Genomic DNA, 17,843 nt, shown 5'->3' with positions numbered 1-17,843 from the left:
GGCTCAAGAATCAGTGAGGAGGGCTTGGTATGTGGAGCTCAGGAATATCTGCGCCAGGTGCTGGACGCATAAATCATGTACCGGTCATTGCGCGTAGGGAGTCAGCTCCCCCCGAACCTGCTGGTGAAGTGTCCGCAGTCAAGACATTACTCAACCAGTTGTTCGATGCCGAACAAGGCTCCAAGACCCAGACGGCTCAGGATTTGCGCGACAAGTTGAATGAGCTGCGCCAGAAACTGGGTGATGAGAAATTCAAGGAAGTGCTTAACAAGCTGATCCAGGAAGCGGATGACAAATTCCTTGAGTTCCTCAAACGGATGCTGGAGGAATGGTTTCCCAATGATGATGTAGCACCGCCTGCCCCGCCGCCGCCGGGAGGTCGCGGTGGTGGAGGAGGTGGCGGCGGTAGAGTGAGCCCGGAGGGATTTGGTCCTGTCGAGTCCATGAGCAACAAGCCGATTACCGAAGGCTCAAAGCATTTCAATTACAAGCCTGATAACAGTAATCCGGGGAAAAAGCCGGACAATATCTGGAGTGGCTTCAGCCAGGGGCCTGATGGCAATTGCGTTACCGTTTCTGCAATAAAGGCCGCCATGATGCATTTCGGCCAGAAACCGACAGACATTTACAAAAGTGTGAAAGAGACCGCCAATGGTTACGAGGTGGTCATGAGGGACAGCGACAAGGTCTACAAGTTAACCAAGGACGAATTGCAACAAGCGGCAACCTATGCACGATTTAAGGGTGATGATCCACAAATGATGACGGATGCCAACTTCATGTTTGCGATGAGTGCCAAGCGGGCACAAATGGAGAACAACGATGGCACGGCTGGGAAGGGTTTTATTGAAGCGATGAAAAGTGTGAACGATGGTGAGTACTCTCGTGAAGGGTTAGACCGTTTGGGGCTCAGGAATCATTACAGGCAGGCTACGGATGCCGACTTGCGAAGCAGCAAGGTGGGTACAGTCGCGTACGGGGGGCATTCCATGGCGGTGATCAACGGGCGGGTTGAGTTGTGGGGCCGTCGAGGCGGTGTGCCTCAGGCGGGTATCGCAACCGTATTGTTTTAGCCGCGCACGAACGTTTCACCAGGCAAAAGAAAGCCCCCGATACACCAGAGGCCTATCGAGGGCTTTTCAGCCTTGGGGTCAAACCCAGGGCGTGCTCAGCTTATTGGCAAGCCTCACAATCCGGCTCGTCAATCGCACAAGCCTTCGGCACTGGTGCCGGGCCGGCTGGCGCAGCGAGTACCGAATCGTCACCATGGTTGCCGCTGGAAACCGCGTTCAGCTTACCGGTGTTGATGGTCGACTTCTCGGTGCTGGTCGCGGCCAGGGCACGGAGGTAGTAAGTGGTTTTCAAGCCACGGTACCAAGCCATGCGGTAGGTCACGTCGAGTTTCTTGCCCGAAGCACCGGCGATGTAGAGGTTCAGGGACTGCGCCTGGTCGATCCACTTCTGACGACGGCTGGCGGCGTCAACGATCCACTTGGTGTCCACTTCGAACGCAGTGGCGTAGAGCTCTTTGAGCTCTTGCGGGATGCGCTCGATCTGTTGCACCGAACCGTCGTAGTACTTCAGGTCGTTGATCATCACCGAGTCCCACAGGCCGCGGGCTTTCAGGTCGCGGACCAGGTACGGGTTGATCACGGTGAATTCGCCCGACAGGTTCGATTTCACATACAGGTTCTGGTAGGTCGGTTCGATCGACTGCGACACGCCAGTGATGTTGGCGATGGTCGCGGTCGGTGCGATGGCCATGATGTTGGAGTTACGAATACCTTTCTGCACACGGGCACGTACCGGCGCCCAGTCCAGGGATTCTTCCAGGTCAACGTCGATGTACTTCTGGCCACGCTGTTCGATCAGGATCTGTTGCGAATCCAGCGGCAGGATGCCCTTGGACCACAGCGAACCCTGGAACGTCTCGTAGGCGCCGCGCTCGTCGGCCAGGTCGCAGGACGCCTGGATCGCGTAGTAGCTGACCGCTTCCATGGACTTGTCGGCGAACTCGACGGCAGCATCCGAACCGTAAGGAATATGCTGCAGATACAAAGCGTCCTGGAAGCCCATGATGCCGAGGCCCACTGGACGGTGCTTGAAGTTGGAGTTCTGCGCCTGTGGCACCGAGTAGTAGTTGATGTCGATCACGTTATCGAGCATGCGTACGGCGGTGTTGACGGTGCGCGCAAGCTTTACGGTGTCCAGCTTGCCGTTGACGATGTGGTTCGGCAGGTTGATCGAGCCCAGGTTGCAAACGGCGATCTCGTCCTTGTTGGTGTTCAAGGTGATCTCGGTGCACAGGTTTGAGCTATGCACCACGCCGACGTGCTGCTGCGGGCTGCGCAGGTTGCACGGGTCTTTGAAGGTCAGCCATGGGTGGCCGGTTTCGAACAGCATGGACAGCATTTTGCGCCACAGGTCTTTGGCCTGGATGGTCTTGAACAGCTTGACCTTGCCTGGGTACTCGGTGAGGGCTTCGTAGTACTCGTAGCGCTCTTCGAAGGCCTTGCCGGTCAGGTCGTGCAGGTCCGGCACTTCGGAGGGCGAGAACAGGGTCCACTTGCCGTCATCGAAGACACGCTTCATGAACAGGTCAGGGATCCAGTTGGCGGTGTTCATGTCGTGGGTACGACGACGATCATCACCGGTGTTCTTGCGCAACTCGATGAATTCTTCAATGTCCATGTGCCAGGTTTCCAGGTAGGCACACACAGCGCCTTTGCGCTTGCCGCCCTGGTTTACGGCTACGGCGGTATCGTTCACTACTTTGAGGAACGGCACGACGCCCTGGGATTTACCATTGGTGCCCTTGATGTACGAACCCAGTGCACGAACCGGCGTCCAGTCGTTACCCAGGCCACCAGCGAATTTGGACAGCATGGCGTTGTCGTGGATCGCGTGGTAGATGCCCGACAGGTCATCCGGCACGGTGGTCAGGTAGCAGCTCGACAGCTGTGGACGCAGGGTACCGGCGTTGAACAGGGTCGGCGTGGACGACATGTAGTCGAAGGACGACAACAGGTTGTAGAACTCGATCGCACGGTCTTCTTTGTGCTTCTCTTCGATCGCCAGGCCCATGGCCACGCGCATGAAGAACACTTGCGGCAGTTCGAAACGGATCCCGTCCTTGTGGATGAAGTAACGGTCGTACAGGGTTTGCAGGCCCAGGTAGGTGAACTGCTGGTCGCGCTCGTGGTTGATCGCCTTGCCGAGTTTTTCCAGGTCGAAGGTGGCCAGGATCGGGTTCAGCAATTCGAATTCAATACCCTTGGCGATGTAGGCGGGCAGCGCCTTGGCGTACAGGTCAGCCATCTCGTGGTGGGTGGCGCTGTCGGCCACGCCCAGGAAACCCAGGCCTTCGGCGCGCAGGGTGTCCATCAGCAGGCGCGCGGTGACGAACGAGTAGTTCGGCTCACGCTCGACCAGGGTACGGGCAGTCATCACCAGGGCGGTGTTGACGTCGGTCAGGGCCACGCCGTCGTACAGGTTCTTCAGGGTTTCGCGCTGGATCAGGTCACCATCGACTTCTTCCAGGCCTTCGCAGGCTTCGGTGATGATGGTGTTGAGGCGGCCCAGGTCCAGCGGCGCAAAGCTGCCATCGGCCAGGGTGATGCGGATCGAAGGATGCGCCTGGACGGATTCGGCGGCCGGCGCGTGCACGGCACGTTCCTTGGCGCGGGAGTCACGGTAGATCACGTAGTCACGGGCAACTTTCTGCTCGCCGGCACGCATCAGGGCCAGTTCGACCTGGTCCTGGATTTCTTCGATGTGGATAGTGCCGCCCGATGGCATGCGGCGCTTGAAGGTCGCGGTCACTTGTTCGGTCAGGCGTGCAACAGTGTCGTGGATGCGCGACGAGGCGGCAGCGGTGCCGCCTTCAACTGCAAGAAACGCTTTGGTGATGGCGACGGTGATTTTGTCATCGGTGTAAGGAACGACAGTGCCGTTACGCTTGATCACGCGCAATTGGCCAGGTGCAGTGGCGGCCAGATCCAGATTCGAATCAGCGGCCTGCGGCACGGAGCCCTGCGGGTTCTCGCGAGTTGTGTCGGTTTGCATGGGGGGTTGTCTCCACGTTCTATATTTGATTGCGAGTGCCAGGCTTTCCTGCAACACCCGTACCGTTTTCCATGACTTGGATGAAAAACAGCTGCCATCCGCGTGAGCGGTTTGGTCTACTGATAATCGGTTGGTTCCACGCTGTGCCAGCAATAAAGCGCTTGAATTTCGAGCTGCTTATGTGGTTGGGCGCTTATTTCCAAAACCCTACATGTAGGGTCTCTGGAAGTGCCGAGGTACAAGATAATGCGTTTTCGGGGGCTTAGCAACGCACTACCTGTGGATAACGCTGTGGGTAAAATGTGTATGAATCATGGAACGCCCGTGTAGGCCGCAGTACTGCTGGATTACGCCGCCTGTCACTGAATATTTCCAGGCAAAAACTGTCGGTTGGATTTTTGAGGGCGCGAACCCTATCACAAAAAAACGCCATGACCGAATGGATTTCCAGGCTTGTGTTCAGGGGTTGGCCCGTGGCTACAATCGACCCTCGTTATGCCCTCAATACATGACAACCAGGGTATGCCTCGACCGTGTCGACCATCAGCATTTCTTATAACAATGAGGACACCGCGTGGAGCAAGAACCCTGGCAGATATTGATTGTCGAGGACGACGAGCGGCTGGCCGAGCTGACTCGCGAATACCTGGAGAGCAACGGCCTGCGGGTGTCGGTGGAGAACGACGGCGCCCAGGCCGCAGCGCGCATCGTCGCCGAACAGCCGGACCTGGTGATCCTCGACCTGATGCTGCCGGGCGAAGACGGCCTGAGCATCTGCCGCAAGGTGCGCGAGCGCTATGAGGGCGTGATCCTGATGCTGACGGCGCGTACCGATGAGGTGGACCAGGTGCTCGGCCTGGACCTGGGCGCCGACGACTACGTGTGCAAACCCGTGCGCCCGCGCCTGTTGCTGGCACGCATCCAGGCCCTGCTGCGGCGCAGCGAGCCGGCGTTACCGGTTGTGGTGGAAAACCAGCGCCGCCTGCAATTCGGCCCGCTGGTGGTGGACAACGCCTTGCGCGAGGCCTGGTTGCACCAAAAGGGTATCGAACTGACCAGTGCCGAGTTCGACCTGCTGTGGTTGTTGGTGGCGAATGCCGGGCGCATCCTCTCGCGCGAAGAAATCTTCATTGCCCTGCGCGGCGTTGGCTACGACGGCCAGGATCGCTCGATTGATGTGCGCATCTCACGTATTCGACCGAAGATCGGCGATGACCCGATCCACCCGCGCCTGATCAAGACCATCCGCAGCAAAGGCTACCTGTTCGTGCCTGAAGCCGCCGCCGATATGCCCCTGTGAACTCGATCTTCCTGCGCATCTACGGCGGCATGTGCGCCGCGCTGATCCTGGTCGCGCTGCTGGGCGTACTGGCGCTGCACTTGCTCAACGATGTGCGCAGCGACCAATACCGCGAACGCCTGGCACACGGCACCTTTGCGCTGATGGGCGACAACCTGCAGCCCATGAGCGCCCTCGAGCGCCAGCGCGCGTTGGCGGTGTGGGAACGATTGCTGGGCATCCCGCTGCAGTTGCGCACCTTCACCGACGCACAACTGGACCTGAGCCAGCGCAAGCGTCTGCAACGTGGCCAGGTCCTGGTGGAACAGACCGGGCCTCATGCCGCGCGCGTAGTGCGCCTGGTCAGCGAACCGGAGCAATTGGTGCTCACCGGCGAAGTGCAGCAAATCAGCGAGCAATTGGCCCGCGCCACGATCTACCTGCTGGCCGACGAACTGGTGCGGTTCCCGGTGGCCGAGCAGCCGCAACGTTTGGCTGATCTCAAGCAGGCCAAGGGCTTTGGGTTCGAGATGCATCTGATGGCCCTCGACCAGGCCGATATGGACGACGACCAGCGCCGTCGCGTGGCGGAAGGCGATACGGTGATGGCGCTGGGCAAGGGCGGTGATTCGATCCGCGTGTTCGCCGGCATGGTCGGCACGCCGTGGGTGCTGGAGATCGGCCCGCTGTATCAAATGAACCCGTACCCGGCGCAATGGCTGGTCCTGATCGCCCTGATCGGCCTGACCCTGATCGGTTTGATCGTCTACCTGTTGGTGCGTCAGCTCGAGCGCCGGCTCAAGGGGCTGGAGGCGGCGGCCACGCGGATCGCCAAGGGCAATCTGGAAGTTCGCGTACCGGCCCGTGGCGCCGATTCGGTGGGGCGGCTCGCGTCCGCGTTCAATGGCATGGCCGAGCACCTGCAACAATTGCTGGCGATTCAGCGTGAACTGGTGCGTGCGGTGTCCCACGAACTGCGCACGCCGGTAGCGCGCCTGCGCTTCGGCCTGGAGATGCTGGGCGATGCCACCACAGCCGAGGCGCGGCGCAAATACCTGGAGGGCATGGACGGGGATATCCAGGACCTCGATGGCCTGGTGGATGAAATGCTCACTTATGCGCGCCTGGAGCAGGGCGCGCCGGCGTTGAACTTCCAGCGCGTCGACCTCGATGCATTGCTCGATCAGGTGATCGGCGAATTGTCGCCACTGCGCCCGCAGGTCAGCGTCAGCCGGGGTACCTGCCTGTCATCGGCGCATTGGCAGGATGCCTGGGTCGATGCCGAACCCCGCTACCTGCATCGCGCGCTGCAGAACCTGGTGAGTAACGCCATGCGCCACGCCAAGGGCCAGGTGCTGATCAGTTATCAGGTAGGGCAGGTGCGTTGCCGTATCGACGTGGAAGACGATGGCCCCGGCGTGCCGGAAAGCGCCTGGGAACGCATCTTCACACCGTTCCTGCGCCTGGACGACAGCCGCACCCGCGCCTCGGGCGGGCATGGCCTGGGCCTGTCGATTGTGCGGCGGATTATCCATTGGCATGGCGGGCGGGCGCTGATCAGCAAGAGCAATAACCTGGGCGGCGCGTGTTTCAGTCTGAGCTGGCCCAGGGATCAGGAGAAACCCTGATATTGCCATGCATTCCAAATGTGGGAGGGGGCTTGCCCCCGATGGCGGCCTATCAAATGCCGACAGCCACCAGGCTCAACAACTGCTCCCCCTCCACCGCAAACTGCCCAACCAGCTCCTTGCCATGACACCACTCACTGGACAGGTCCGTCAGCAACCGCAGCCGCACCTGCCCCGCCAGTGACCACTCCACCACCTCGGCATGCTCAAAATAGAAGCGCTTCTGCACGATCGGGTAGAGCGCCTTGAACAGACTCTCCTTGGCCGAAAACGTGAGTGTCACCAGCAAGGCGATTTGCTCACGGGGCAGGGCCGCCATGCGCTGCAGTTCATCCACGGTGAGAATTTCCCCCGCCAGGCGTTCCGCCCGTTCCAGCGCCAGCAGGTTCTCCAGGTCCATCCCCAGCCCTCGCCATTGCGCCTTATGCCCGACAATTGCTGCGGCGTGCCCGGTGCTGTGGGTAATGGAGCCACTGATATGCCCTGGCCAGATCGGCGCGCGGTCCTCACCGATGGCCGGGATGCAGTCGAGATTATCCAGTCGTTGCAACGCTTCACGGGCGCACAGGCGGCCGGCGAGGAATTCCGCCTGGCGCTTGGCCACCGAGCGCTGGATGCTCGCCGGTGGCGGCACGGCGCTGCGCTGAAAATCCCCGGGGTTCAATAAGGCCGGGTCGAAACGCGTGCTCAAGAATACGGTGCCAGGCAAGGGCGCAGGCAGCGGCCAATGGGCATCGAGTGGGGTACAACAGGCGGGTAGGGGCATCATGCGCGACATTTTGCCGAGTTGGCGCGCCAGTGCATAGCCCGTTGCGGTCAAGGCCAGGTTCAAAGCCTGTTCAGGGGGAGTTCAGGGGCGCTTGCGTAGTCTGGACGTCACAGCCTGAATGCGTACGAGGTAACGACCATGACTGCGATCAAGAAGCTGATGTTGGCGTTGACCATGCTCAGTGCCACCGCCGGCGTGCAAGCCAGCGATAGCAGCTTTGCCGGCTTTGGCCGCGAGAAGAACAGGAAATCCAGCAACCTGATCCAGCGGGTCAGCTTCGAAGAGGTGAGCATTCAGGCCGCCCCGTGGGGCCAGTCGCTGAGCGCTGGCGCCCCAAAACCGGGCTACCGCACCGGCTACGCGCTTGAGTCGGGCCACTACAATGGCATTAAACTGCGCCCGCAAGACCTGCAGGGCCGCTATGATATGCCTCGGTCGGACTGTTGAATTGCCTTGGAGAGCCTTATGAAATTGCTGGTGGTGGAAGATGAGGCGCTGTTGCGTCATCACCTGTTTACCCGCCTGACCGACAGCGGCCACGTCGTCGAGGCTGTGGCCAATGCCGAGGAAGCCCTGTACCAGACCGGCCAATTCAATCATGACCTGGCGATCATCGACCTGGGCCTGCCCGGCATGGGCGGCCTGGACCTGATCCGGCAACTGCGCACCCAGGCCAAGACCTTTCCGATCCTCATTCTTACCGCCCGTGGCAACTGGCAGGACAAAGTCGAAGGCCTGGCTGCCGGTGCCGACGACTATGTGGTCAAACCGTTCCAGTTCGAAGAGCTGGAGGCGCGGATGAACGCCTTGCTGCGCCGCTCCAGCGGCTTTACCCAATCCACCATCGTTGCCGGCCCACTGCTGCTGGACCTCAATCGCAAGCAAGCCTCGCTGGATGAGCAGCCGCTGGCGCTGACCGCCTATGAGTACCGGATCCTCGAGTACCTGATGCGCCATCATCAACAAGTGGTGGCCAAGGACCGCTTGATGGAGCAGCTGTATCCCGATGACGACGAGCGCGACCCGAACGTCATCGAAGTACTGGTCGGTCGCCTGCGCCGCAAGCTGGAAGGGCCGGCCGGGTTCAAGCCGATCGACACCGTGCGGGGCCTGGGCTACCTGTTCAATGAGCGCTGCCGTTGATTCGCTCGCTACGCGTGCGCCTGATGCTGGCCGCCGCCACCCTGGCGGTGCTGTTCATGCTGGGCTTGCTGCCCGCCATGCAAGGCGCGTTCAGCCTGGCGTTGCAGGATTCTATCGAGCAACGCCTGGCGTCAGATGTAACCACCTTGATCTCTGCGGCGCGCGTGGAAAATAACCGGCTGCTGATGCCGGCGCAGCTGCCCGATGAGCGCTTCAATCTGACCGACAGCCGCCTGCTCGGCTATATCTACGACCGTGAAGGCCACCTGGTGTGGCGTTCGCGGGCGACCCAGGAAGAAAACATCAACTACAAGCCGCGCTACGATGGACGCGGCAACGAATTTGCGCGCATTCGCGAGGCCAACGGCCAGGAATTTTTTGTCTACGACGTCGAGGTCCGGTTGCTGGGCGGCAAAAGTGCGGCCTTCAGCATCGTCGCCCTGCAACCGGTGCGCGAGTACCAATTGACCCTCGAAGGCCTGCGCGAGAATCTCTACCTGGGGTTCGGCGCGGCGTTGCTGGTGCTGCTGACGTTGCTGTGGCTTGGCCTGACCTGGGGCCTGCAGGCCTTGCGGCGGCTGAGCCAGGAACTGGACCAGATCGAAGGCGGCACCCGCGAGAGCCTCAGCGAAGAACATCCCCGGGAACTGCTGCGCCTCACCGGTTCCCTCAACCGTTTGCTGCACAGCGAACGCGAGCAGCGTGCGCGCTACCGCGACTCTCTGGATGACTTGGCCCATAGCCTGAAAACCCCGCTGGCGGTACTGCAGGGGGTCAGCGAAGACATGGCCCAGCGCCCCGAAGAACGCAGCCAGGCCTGGGTGCTGCAATCGCAGATCGAGCGCATGAGCCAGCAGATCGGCTATCAATTGCAGCGCGCCAGCCTGCGCAAGAGCGGCCTGGTACGCCACCAGGTCCGCCTGGAACCGGTGCTGCAAAGCCTGTGCGACACGTTGGACAAGGTTTACCGGGACAAACGCGTCACCGTCTCCCTCGAGCTGCCCGATGAGTGCGACGTGCCCATCGAGAAAGGCGCCCTGCTCGAAATGCTCGGCAACCTGCTGGAAAATGCCTATCGCCTATGCCTGAGCGAAGTGCGCATCAGCCTGGTGGAAAACCTTGAAGGCATTGAGTTGTGCATCGAAGACGACGGCCCCGGCGTACCACCGGATCAGCGCGCGCGGATTCTGCAGCGGGGCGAGCGGCTCGACCGTCAGCATCCAGGGCAGGGGATCGGGCTGGCGGTGGTCAAGGACATCATTGAAAGCTATCACGCACGACTGACCCTGGGTGATTCGGCGCTGGGTGGCGCTGCGTTCAGGATTCATTTTCCGGCCGTGTGATCGGTAGTGACTGGGCAAGCCCTAATGCCAGTCAGTTAAGCGTACACCACCGTCAGTAGGAGCGAGCTTGCTCGCGAAAAACGTCAACGATAACGCGTGCTTTCTGAATGAACGCGGTGCCTGTGAGTTTTTCGCGAGCAAGGGCTAGCCGCCCGCCTCGTTCCTACAAAAAGCCTTAACTGACTGGCATTAGGGCAAGCCCCCGATGAGGCCCTCTGCCACAACACTCTTCTAACTCTCCTGCGCCCGATAGGCCCCCGGCGTCAGCCCCGTCCACTTCTTGAACGCCCGATGAAACGCCGACGGCTCGGAGAAGCCCAGTTGTTCGGCGATCTCTTGTAATGACAAATCCGCTCGCCCCAAATGGTAGATGGCGATGTCCCGCCGCAGCTCGTCCTTGAGTGCCTGAAAACTGCTGCCTTCTTCGCGCAAATGCCGACGCAGGGTCTGTGGGCTGATATGCAAGTGCTGGGCAACGGCTTCCAGGTCTGGCCAGGGCGTGCGGTCGCGGCTCAACAGGCGGCGCAACTGGCTGCTCAAGCTGTCGCCTTCATCCGGGCGTGACAACAGGTCGGCGGGGGAGCGCTCGAGAAAGTGCTTGAGGGTGCGCTCGTCCTGCAACAGCGGCAGGCTCAAGTAGCGGGCGGGGAACACCAGACTGCTGTTCGGTGCACCGAATACCAGGGGGCAGGGGAACAACAGGTCATATTCATTGGCGTGTGGCGGCATCGGGTAGCTGAACGTGGTCTGGTGCAACCGGATGCGCTGGCCGATCAGCCAACTGCCCAGGCGATGCCAGATCACCAGCAGGCATTCGCTGAGAAAGTGGTCCGGGTCCCAGAGTTGCGAGTCGTCCAGGCTCAAGCGGGCCATGTCGCCTTCCCGTGTCAGCTGCCAGCGCGGGCCGTGTGGGAATAGGCTATAAAACAATAAGCCGCGTTCCAGCGCCTTCTCCAGCGTGCGGCAATGAATCAGCGCATGGCACATCATGGCAAAGGTGCCGCGCTTGCTTGGCCCGTCGGCGAAACCCAGGTATTCGTCATCCAGCGCCAGCCAGAGCATTTGCAGCAACCGGGTAAATTGCTCCGGAGCGATACGCGCACGGGGTTCGCTCAGCAGTTCGGGGGTGATGCCCGCCTGCTGCAACAGGCCCGAGTAGTCGTAACCGCCCCGACGCGCGCCCTCCAGGGCGGCGCGGGCGAAGTGACTGGCGATGGTGCGTTCACGCATGACAGGGCCTCGTCCATGGGAGTGGCGATGGTAGTCATCACCCGACGACGCGACAAGGCGGATATCCGCCAAATTGCAGGACGTCATTGGGCAGCTAGGCGGAAATCCGCCACCTGGCTCGTGTCCAGAGCGGGCCCCGGTAGACCTTCGGGCCTGATGCCTAAAGGCCTTCAGGGTGTTTAGCGTAAAGTGGCGCGCCGTTTGCAGTAAGGATGACAGCGCAGGCTTGTTCCTACAGGTCTCGCAAACAACAAATCCCTCCAGTGCAGGAGGGTTCGCAATTCAAGTGTCGTGGGCAATGGCGGATATTTGCCACACGGGACGATTGAGGAACTTTGCAATGACGACTCGTCAGCCAATCTACAAATCCCTGTATTTCCAGGTGATCGTTGCAATCGTTATCGGTATTTTGCTTGGTCACTTCTACCCGCAGACCGGCGTGGCCCTCAAGCCACTGGGTGACGGCTTTATCAAGCTGATCAAAATGGTCATCGCCCCGATCATCTTCTGCACCGTGGTCAGCGGCATCGCTGGCATGCAAAGCATGAAATCGGTCGGCAAGACCGGCGGCTATGCGTTGCTGTACTTCGAAGTGGTTTCCACCATCGCGTTGCTGATCGGCCTGATCGTGGTCAACGTCGTGCAACCGGGCGCCGGCATGCACATCGACGTGGCAACCCTGGACGCTTCCAAAGTCGCCGCCTACGTGACGGCCGGTAAAGACCAGAGCATCGTCGGCTTTATCCTCAATGTGATCCCTAACACCATCGTCGGCGCCTTCGCCAACGGCGACATCCTGCAAGTGCTGATGTTCTCGGTGATCTTCGGTTTCGCCCTGCACCGCCTGGGTGCCTACGGCAAGCCGGTACTGGACTTCATCGATCGCTTCGCCCACGTGATGTTCAACATCATCAACATGATCATGAAGCTCGCGCCAATCGGTGCCCTGGGCGCCATGGCATTCACCATCGGCGCCTACGGTGTGGGTTCCCTGGTGCAGTTGGGCCAGTTGATGATCTGCTTCTACATCACCTGCCTGCTGTTCGTGCTGGTGGTGCTCGGCGCTATCTGCCGCGCCCACGGTTTCAGCGTGATCAAGCTGATCCGCTACATCCGTGAAGAGCTGCTGATCGTGCTGGGCACGTCGTCTTCCGAATCCGCACTGCCACGCATGCTGATCAAGATGGAGCGTCTGGGCGCGAAGAAATCCGTGGTCGGCCTGGTGATCCCAACCGGCTACTCGTTCAACCTTGACGGTACCTCGATCTACCTGACCATGGCCGCCGTGTTCATCGCCCAGGCGACCGACACGCACATGGACATCACTCACCAGATCACCCTGCTGCTGGTGCTGCTGCTGTCCTCCAAGGGCGCTGCGGGTGTGACGGGCAGTGGTTTCATCGTACTGGCTGCCACCCTGTCGGCCGTCGGCCACTTGCCGGTTGCCGGCCTGGCGCTGATCCTGGGTATCGACCGCTTCATGTCCGAAGCCCGTGCGCTGACCAACCTGGTGGGTAACGCAGTGGCCACCCTCGTTGTAGCCAAGTGGGTCAAGGAACTGGACACCGACAAGCTGCAAAGCGAACTGGCGTCCGGCGGTACTGGTATCTCCGACACCCGCCAGGAAGACGACCTGGGCGTGGCCGAAGGCCCTGCGCCTGTCATCAAGTAAGCCGCTGATGGCGTGAACCTGCGCCGCTCGGTTATCCGCAAACGCCCCGACCCGTTCGGGGCGTTTGCGTTTGCGCGCGGTGACTTTCGAGCGTTTTGGTTTACATTACGTGGATGCTCCACCAAAGGCCCGGTGAAGACCTGTCTTCACAAGAGAGCCTCCTCAGCCTGAGCCAATCTGTGCGCACCGAACCGCGTGACCTCTTGCAACAGATTGCTCGCCCCTAACCATGCAATGAACAGGCGGGCGTGCCCATGATTACCCTGAAACTCAACGGCCAAGACCATCAACTGGACGTCACCGAGGATATGCCGCTGTTGTGGGCGATTCGCGATGTGGCGGGCTACAACGGCACCAAGTTCGGTTGCGGCATGGGCCTGTGCGGCGCCTGCACCATTCACATCGACGGTTCGCCCGCGCGCAGTTGCATCACCCCGATCGGCGCGGTCAAAGGCCAGGCCATCAGCACCATCGACAACCTGCACACCGATCCTGTCGGCCAGGTGGTGCAGCAAGCCTGGCTCGACACCGCCGTGGCCCAATGCGGCTATTGCCAGGGCGGGCAGATCATGTCGGCCACCGCGTTGCTGAAAACCCACCCCAATCCCAGTGACGAACAGATCGAAGAGGCCATGGTCGGCAACATCTGCCGCTGCGGCACCTACAACCGGATCAAGACCGCGATCCGTCAGGCGGCCACGCACCTGGGGGCCAAGGCATGAGCCGGTTACCCGCTGATTTCGTGCTGAATAACCTCAGTCGTCGCGGCTTTCTCAAAGGCGCGGGGGCCACCGGTGTGCTGGTGATCGCTGCCAGCTGGGGCCTGCCTGACGCCTTCGCGGCTGATGCGGTCAAGCAATATGGCGGCGATGCAATGCCCCATGGGCTGATCGACGACCCCAAGGTCTACGTCAGCATCGCCACCGACGGCACGGTGACCGTGGTCTGCAACCGTTCGGAGATGGGCCAGGGCGTGCGCACCAGCCTCAGCCTGGTGGTGGCCGATGAGCTGGAGGCCGATTGGGCCAAGGTGAAGGTCCAGCAAGCGCCGGGTGATGAGGTGCGTTATGGCAACCAGGACACCGACGGCTCGCGCAGCATGCGCCATTGGTACGAGCCGATGCGGCGTTGCGGCGCTAGTGTGCGGGCGATGCTGGAGCAGGCCGCTGCCGAGCAGTGGAAGGTCCCGGTCAGCGAGTGCCGTGCGCAATTGCATAAGGTGATCCACCAACCGAGCGGTCGTGAGCTGGGCTATGGCGAGTTGGCCACCGCGGCCGGTGCGCTGGCCGTTCCCGCACGCGACAGCCTGCGGCTCAAGCAGCCGACGGAATTTCGCTATATCGGCAAAGAAGGCGTCAAGGCCATCGATGGCGTCGACATCGTCAACGGCAGCGCCGTCTACGGTGCCGACGTGCATTTCGACGGCATGCTCTACGCCACCATCGCACGGCCGAAGGTGTATGGCGGCAAGGTCAAATCCTTCGATGCCAGTGCCGCGATGAAAGTCCCTGGCGTGATCAAGGTGCTGGAAATCGACAGCCGGCCGATCCCCTCCGAATTCCAGCCCCTCGGTGGCGTGGCCGTGGTGGCCAGCAATACCTGGGCGGCGATCAAGGGTCGTGACGCGCTGAACATCGTGTGGGACGACGGCGTCAACGCCGGCTACAACTCCGTCGATTACCGCAAGGAGCTGGAGGCCGCCGCCCGCCAGCCCGGCAAAGTGGTGCGCAACACCGGCACCCTCGACCAGGCCATGGGCGATGCCGACAGCACCTTGGAGGCCGCCTACTACCTGCCGCACCTGGCGCAGTCGCCGATGGAGCCGATGGTCGCCGTCGCCCGTTTCGACAAGGGCCAGTGCGAAGCCTGGGCGCCGAGCCAGGCACCGCAAGTCACTCGCGAGCGTATCGCTGAGCGCCTGGGCGTGCCCTTCGATAACGTCACGGTGCACGTGACCTTGCTGGGCGGTGGCTTCGGGCGCAAATCCAAGCCGGACTTCATCATCGAAGCCGCCGTGCTGGCCAAACAATTTCCGGGCAAAGCCGTGCGCGTACAGTGGACCCGTGAAGACGATATCCACAATTCCTACTTTCATACCGTGTCCGCCGAATACCTCAAAGCCGGCCTGAATAAAGACGGCCTGCCTGCCGCCTGGCTGCACCGCACGGTAGCGCCGAGCATTACCGCGCTGTTCGCGCCGGGCATGAACCACGAAGCGGCATTCGAACTGGGCATGGGCTTTACCAATATGGCTTACGCCATTCCCAACGTGCGCCTGGAAAACCCTGAAGCGGCGGCGCATACCCGTGTGGGTTGGTACCGTTCGGTGTCAAACATTCCCCACGGTTTTGCCATCCAGAGTTTTGTCGATGAGTTGGCGCACAAGGCCGGCCAGGACCCGTTGCAGTACCAGCTCAAGTTGCTCGGCCCGGACCGCCGGATCGATCCGAAAACCTTGAGCGACGAGTGGAACTACGGCGAATCCCCCGAGCGTTACCCGATCGACACCGCGCGCCTGCGTGGCGTACTGGAAACTGCCGCCAAGGCCGCCGGCTGGGGGCGCAAGCTGCCCAAGGGGCGTGGTCTGGGGCTGGCGGTGCACTACAGTTTCGTCACCTATGTGGCAGCGGTGATCGAGGTGGAAGTCAAAGACGACGGCACGCTGATTGTGCACAAGGCCGATATCGCCGTGGACTGCGGCCCGCAGATCAACCCGGAACGCATCCGCTCGCAGTTCGAGGGCGCGTGTGTGATGGGCCTGGGCAACGCGGTGCTGGGCGAGATCAGCTTCAAGGACGGTAAGGTCCAGCAGGACAATTTTCATATGTACGAAGTGGCGCGCATGTCCCTGGCGCCCAGGCAGATCGCCGTGCACCTGGTGACTCCGACCGGCGAGGTGCCGTTGGGTGGTGTCGGTGAACCGGGCGTACCGCCGATTGCGCCGGCGTTGTGCAACGCGATCTTCGCAGCGACCGGCCAGCGCATCCGTAACCTGCCGGTACGCTATCAATTGCAGGGTTGGCAGGAGGCGAAGGCCTGATGGACAGTGTGGATCTGAATGTCTTGCGCAGCGTGCTGCAATGGCGCCGCGCCGGGCAACGCGTGGTGTTGTACAGCGTGGTGCAGACGTGGGGCAGCGCGCCGCGCCCACCGGGAGCGATGTTGGCCTTGCGCGGCGACGGGGTGGTGATCGGCTCGGTGTCCGGCGGCTGCATCGAGGACGACTTGATCGCACGCCTGCAGGATGGCCGTTTACCCGCCGACGGCCCGCCCGTGCAGCTGGTGACCTACGGCGTTACTCGCGATGAGGCGGCGCGTTTTGGCCTGCCCTGCGGCGGCACCCTGCGCCTGACCGAAGAACGGGTGGAAGAGTGGGCCTGGGTGGAGCAATTGCTGGCGCGCTGCGAGGATCATCAGATTGTCGCGCGGGAGCTGAACCTGGCCACCGGCAAAGTGACCCTCAGCCCTGCGAGCAAGACCGATGTGGTGACCTTTGACGGCCAGTGCCTGCGCGCCATCTATGGGCCGCGCTGGCGCCTGCTGCTGATCGGCGCTGGGCAACTGTCGCGCTACGTCGCGGAAATGGCGCGCCTGCTCGACTTCGAAGTGCTGATCTGCGACCCGCGCGAAGAGTTTGTCTACGGTTGGGAGGAACAACACGGCCGCTTCGTGCCGGGCATGCCCGATGAAGCGGTGTTGAATATCCAGACCGACGAACGCACGGCGGTTGTCTGCCTGACCCACGATCCGCGCCTGGACGACATGGCTTTGCTCACGGCGTTGAATTCCAGCGCGTTCTACATTGGCGCCCTGGGCTCGCGGGTCAATACGCTGAAACGTCGGGAAAACCTGGCGGCGCTGGGCTTGTCGGCGGACGCAATCGCGCGCTTGCATGGGCCCATCGGTTTGCACATCGGCAGCCATACGCCGGCGGAAATCGCACTGTCGCTCATGGCGGAAATCGTCGCGATCAAGAACGGCGTGGCGCCCTTGCAGAAAAAGCCGCTGCCGGTGGCTGCACAGTGACAGTGACGGCAATAGTGCTGGCGGCGGGGCAGGGCAGTCGCTTCCGTGCTGAGGCCGGGACTGATCAAGACAAGTTGCTTGCAGATTGCACGGGTTTGGATGGTGTGACGCGAGCGGTTATCGAGCAGGTGTTGGTGAACCTTCCGGCGACGCTTGTTGAGCGTTGGGTGGTGACTTCACCGGAACGCCTTGAGGTGATTCGGTTGGCAGAGGCACATGGTTGTAAGGTCCTGCTGCTGGAATCGGCCGGTATGGGCGATAGCATTGCCGCCGCTGTCACGGCCAGTGCTTCGGCAGAGGGCTGGCTAGTGGTACTGGGGGATATGCCGTTTATTCGTTCCGCGACGATCGAGCGTGTGCTGGCCGATCCGGGAAGCATCACTGTGCCGGTGCATGCCGGACAGTATGGGCATCCAGTCGCTTTCGGCCGTGTATTTGGGCCTGCATTGATGGCATTGGCCGGCGACCGGGGCGCGAAGGCTTTGTTTGCACTGGCACAGGTGCGAGGCGTGCCGGTGGATGATCCTGGCGTGCTATGGGATGTGGATGTGCCGCAACAGTTGAGTTTCAGCGCCGACTGATGTGGGAGGGAGCAAGCCCCCTCCCACCTTTGAACAGCCGTGTGTTTGATTTTTTTGCAAAAAAAAGCCCCGCCTGATTGCTCAGGCGGGGCTTTTTAATAGCCGAT

Annotated in this window: 14 protein-coding genes; 11 read left to right on the top strand and 3 right to left on the bottom strand. The window is 61.4% G+C overall.

Annotated features, from left to right (window positions below; genetic code table 11):
- The first annotated feature begins 29 nt into the window (after positions 1-29).
- Positions 30-1,073 (top strand): hypothetical protein, encoded by a 1,044-nt coding sequence (locus tag C4J85_RS20455; protein WP_124368043.1) that lies wholly within the window; start codon positions 30-32, stop codon positions 1,071-1,073.
- A gap of 100 nt (positions 1,074-1,173) precedes the next feature.
- Here the strand turns inward: C4J85_RS20455 and C4J85_RS20450 are convergent, their stop codons facing one another.
- Positions 1,174-4,065 carry a ribonucleoside-diphosphate reductase subunit alpha gene (locus tag C4J85_RS20450; RefSeq protein ID WP_124410597.1) on the bottom strand — a complete coding sequence of 964 codons (2,892 nt, stop codon included), beginning with the start codon at positions 4,063-4,065 and terminating at the stop codon, positions 1,174-1,176.
- A gap of 574 nt (positions 4,066-4,639) precedes the next feature.
- On the opposite strand from C4J85_RS20450, the gene C4J85_RS20445 reads away from it, so the two are divergent.
- Both C4J85_RS20445 and C4J85_RS20440 read left to right on the top strand, forming a co-directional pair.
- On the top strand, positions 4,640-5,365 hold the full coding sequence (locus C4J85_RS20445; protein WP_124410596.1) for a response regulator: 726 nt from the start codon (positions 4,640-4,642) through the stop codon (positions 5,363-5,365).
- A complete protein-coding gene (locus C4J85_RS20440) occupies positions 5,362-6,972 on the top strand; it encodes an ATP-binding protein (RefSeq protein ID WP_124410595.1) in 1,611 nt (536 codons plus the stop codon). Before C4J85_RS20445 ends, C4J85_RS20440 begins: the two co-directional genes overlap by 4 nt.
- A gap of 52 nt (positions 6,973-7,024) precedes the next feature.
- On the opposite strand, the gene C4J85_RS20435 is transcribed toward C4J85_RS20440, so the two are convergent.
- Positions 7,025-7,741 carry a 4'-phosphopantetheinyl transferase gene (locus C4J85_RS20435; protein WP_124411219.1) on the bottom strand — a complete coding sequence of 239 codons (717 nt, stop codon included), beginning with the start codon at positions 7,739-7,741 and terminating at the stop codon, positions 7,025-7,027.
- 138 nt (positions 7,742-7,879) lie between these two features.
- On the opposite strand from C4J85_RS20435, the gene C4J85_RS20430 reads away from it, so the two are divergent.
- Genes C4J85_RS20430 through C4J85_RS20420 form a run of 3 tightly spaced genes read left to right on the top strand, consistent with a single transcriptional unit; the run spans position 7,880 to position 10,227 of the window.
- Complete coding sequence (locus C4J85_RS20430) at positions 7,880-8,188, top strand: hypothetical protein (protein WP_124410594.1); 309 nt, start codon at positions 7,880-7,882, stop codon at positions 8,186-8,188.
- 18 nt (positions 8,189-8,206) lie between these two features.
- Positions 8,207-8,884 (top strand): response regulator, encoded by a 678-nt coding sequence (locus tag C4J85_RS20425; RefSeq protein ID WP_010208358.1) that lies wholly within the window; start codon positions 8,207-8,209, stop codon positions 8,882-8,884.
- A complete protein-coding gene (locus C4J85_RS20420; protein ID WP_124368038.1) occupies positions 8,881-10,227 on the top strand; it encodes an ATP-binding protein in 1,347 nt (448 codons plus the stop codon). The genes C4J85_RS20425 and C4J85_RS20420 overlap by 4 nt, the downstream gene beginning before the upstream one ends.
- 231 nt (positions 10,228-10,458) lie before the next feature.
- Here the strand turns inward: C4J85_RS20420 and C4J85_RS20415 are convergent, their stop codons facing one another.
- A complete protein-coding gene (locus C4J85_RS20415; protein ID WP_124410593.1) occupies positions 10,459-11,457 on the bottom strand; it encodes an AraC family transcriptional regulator in 999 nt (332 codons plus the stop codon).
- A gap of 340 nt (positions 11,458-11,797) precedes the next feature.
- Between C4J85_RS20415 and C4J85_RS20410 the strand changes: the two genes are divergently transcribed.
- The 5 genes from C4J85_RS20410 (at position 11,798) to C4J85_RS20390 (ending at position 17,736) form a co-directional block, all read left to right on the top strand.
- The gene (locus tag C4J85_RS20410; protein ID WP_124364023.1) at positions 11,798-13,129 is read left to right on the top strand and encodes a dicarboxylate/amino acid:cation symporter; all 1,332 of its coding nucleotides are present in this window, start codon (positions 11,798-11,800) and stop codon (positions 13,127-13,129) included.
- Positions 13,130-13,383: 254 nt separating this feature from the next.
- Entirely contained in the window at positions 13,384-13,851 is a 468-nt protein-coding gene (locus C4J85_RS20405) for a (2Fe-2S)-binding protein (protein ID WP_124368036.1), read from the top strand.
- Positions 13,848-16,169, top strand: coding sequence for a xanthine dehydrogenase family protein molybdopterin-binding subunit (locus C4J85_RS20400; protein ID WP_124410592.1), 2,322 nt, complete (start codon positions 13,848-13,850; stop codon positions 16,167-16,169). Before C4J85_RS20405 ends, C4J85_RS20400 begins: the two co-directional genes overlap by 4 nt.
- A complete protein-coding gene (locus C4J85_RS20395; RefSeq protein WP_124368034.1) occupies positions 16,169-17,155 on the top strand; it encodes an XdhC family protein in 987 nt (328 codons plus the stop codon). The genes C4J85_RS20400 and C4J85_RS20395 overlap by 1 nt, the downstream gene beginning before the upstream one ends.
- Positions 17,152-17,736: an NTP transferase domain-containing protein gene (locus C4J85_RS20390; protein ID WP_124410591.1), complete on the top strand. Its 585-nt coding sequence runs from the start codon at positions 17,152-17,154 to the stop codon at positions 17,734-17,736. Before C4J85_RS20395 ends, C4J85_RS20390 begins: the two co-directional genes overlap by 4 nt.
- Positions 17,737-17,843 lie beyond the last annotated feature (107 nt).

The sequence above is a fragment of the Pseudomonas sp. R4-34-07 genome, from assembly GCF_003852375.1.
Taxonomy (GTDB): domain Bacteria; phylum Pseudomonadota; class Gammaproteobacteria; order Pseudomonadales; family Pseudomonadaceae; genus Aquipseudomonas.
This window is presented reverse-complemented; position numbering and strand designations above follow the sequence as displayed.

Bases quoted from the DNA above. Each gene is read 5' to 3' on its own strand.
- C4J85_RS20455 (WP_124368043.1), top strand. From the start codon at position 30: ATGTGGAGCTCAGGAATATCTGCGCCAGGTGCTGGACGCATAAATCAT.
- C4J85_RS20450 (WP_124410597.1), bottom strand. From the start codon at position 4,065: ATGCAAACCGACACAACTCGCGAGAACCCGCAGGGCTCCGTGCCGCAG.
- C4J85_RS20435 (WP_124411219.1), bottom strand. From the start codon at position 7,741: ATGATGCCCCTACCCGCCTGTTGTACCCCACTCGATGCCCATTGGCCG.
- C4J85_RS20430 (WP_124410594.1), top strand. From the start codon at position 7,880: ATGACTGCGATCAAGAAGCTGATGTTGGCGTTGACCATGCTCAGTGCC.
- C4J85_RS20425 (WP_010208358.1), top strand. From the start codon at position 8,207: ATGAAATTGCTGGTGGTGGAAGATGAGGCGCTGTTGCGTCATCACCTG.
- C4J85_RS20415 (WP_124410593.1), bottom strand. From the start codon at position 11,457: ATGCGTGAACGCACCATCGCCAGTCACTTCGCCCGCGCCGCCCTGGAG.
- C4J85_RS20410 (WP_124364023.1), top strand. From the start codon at position 11,798: ATGACGACTCGTCAGCCAATCTACAAATCCCTGTATTTCCAGGTGATC.
- C4J85_RS20405 (WP_124368036.1), top strand. From the start codon at position 13,384: ATGATTACCCTGAAACTCAACGGCCAAGACCATCAACTGGACGTCACC.
- C4J85_RS20400 (WP_124410592.1), top strand. From the start codon at position 13,848: ATGAGCCGGTTACCCGCTGATTTCGTGCTGAATAACCTCAGTCGTCGC.
- C4J85_RS20395 (WP_124368034.1), top strand. From the start codon at position 16,169: ATGGACAGTGTGGATCTGAATGTCTTGCGCAGCGTGCTGCAATGGCGC.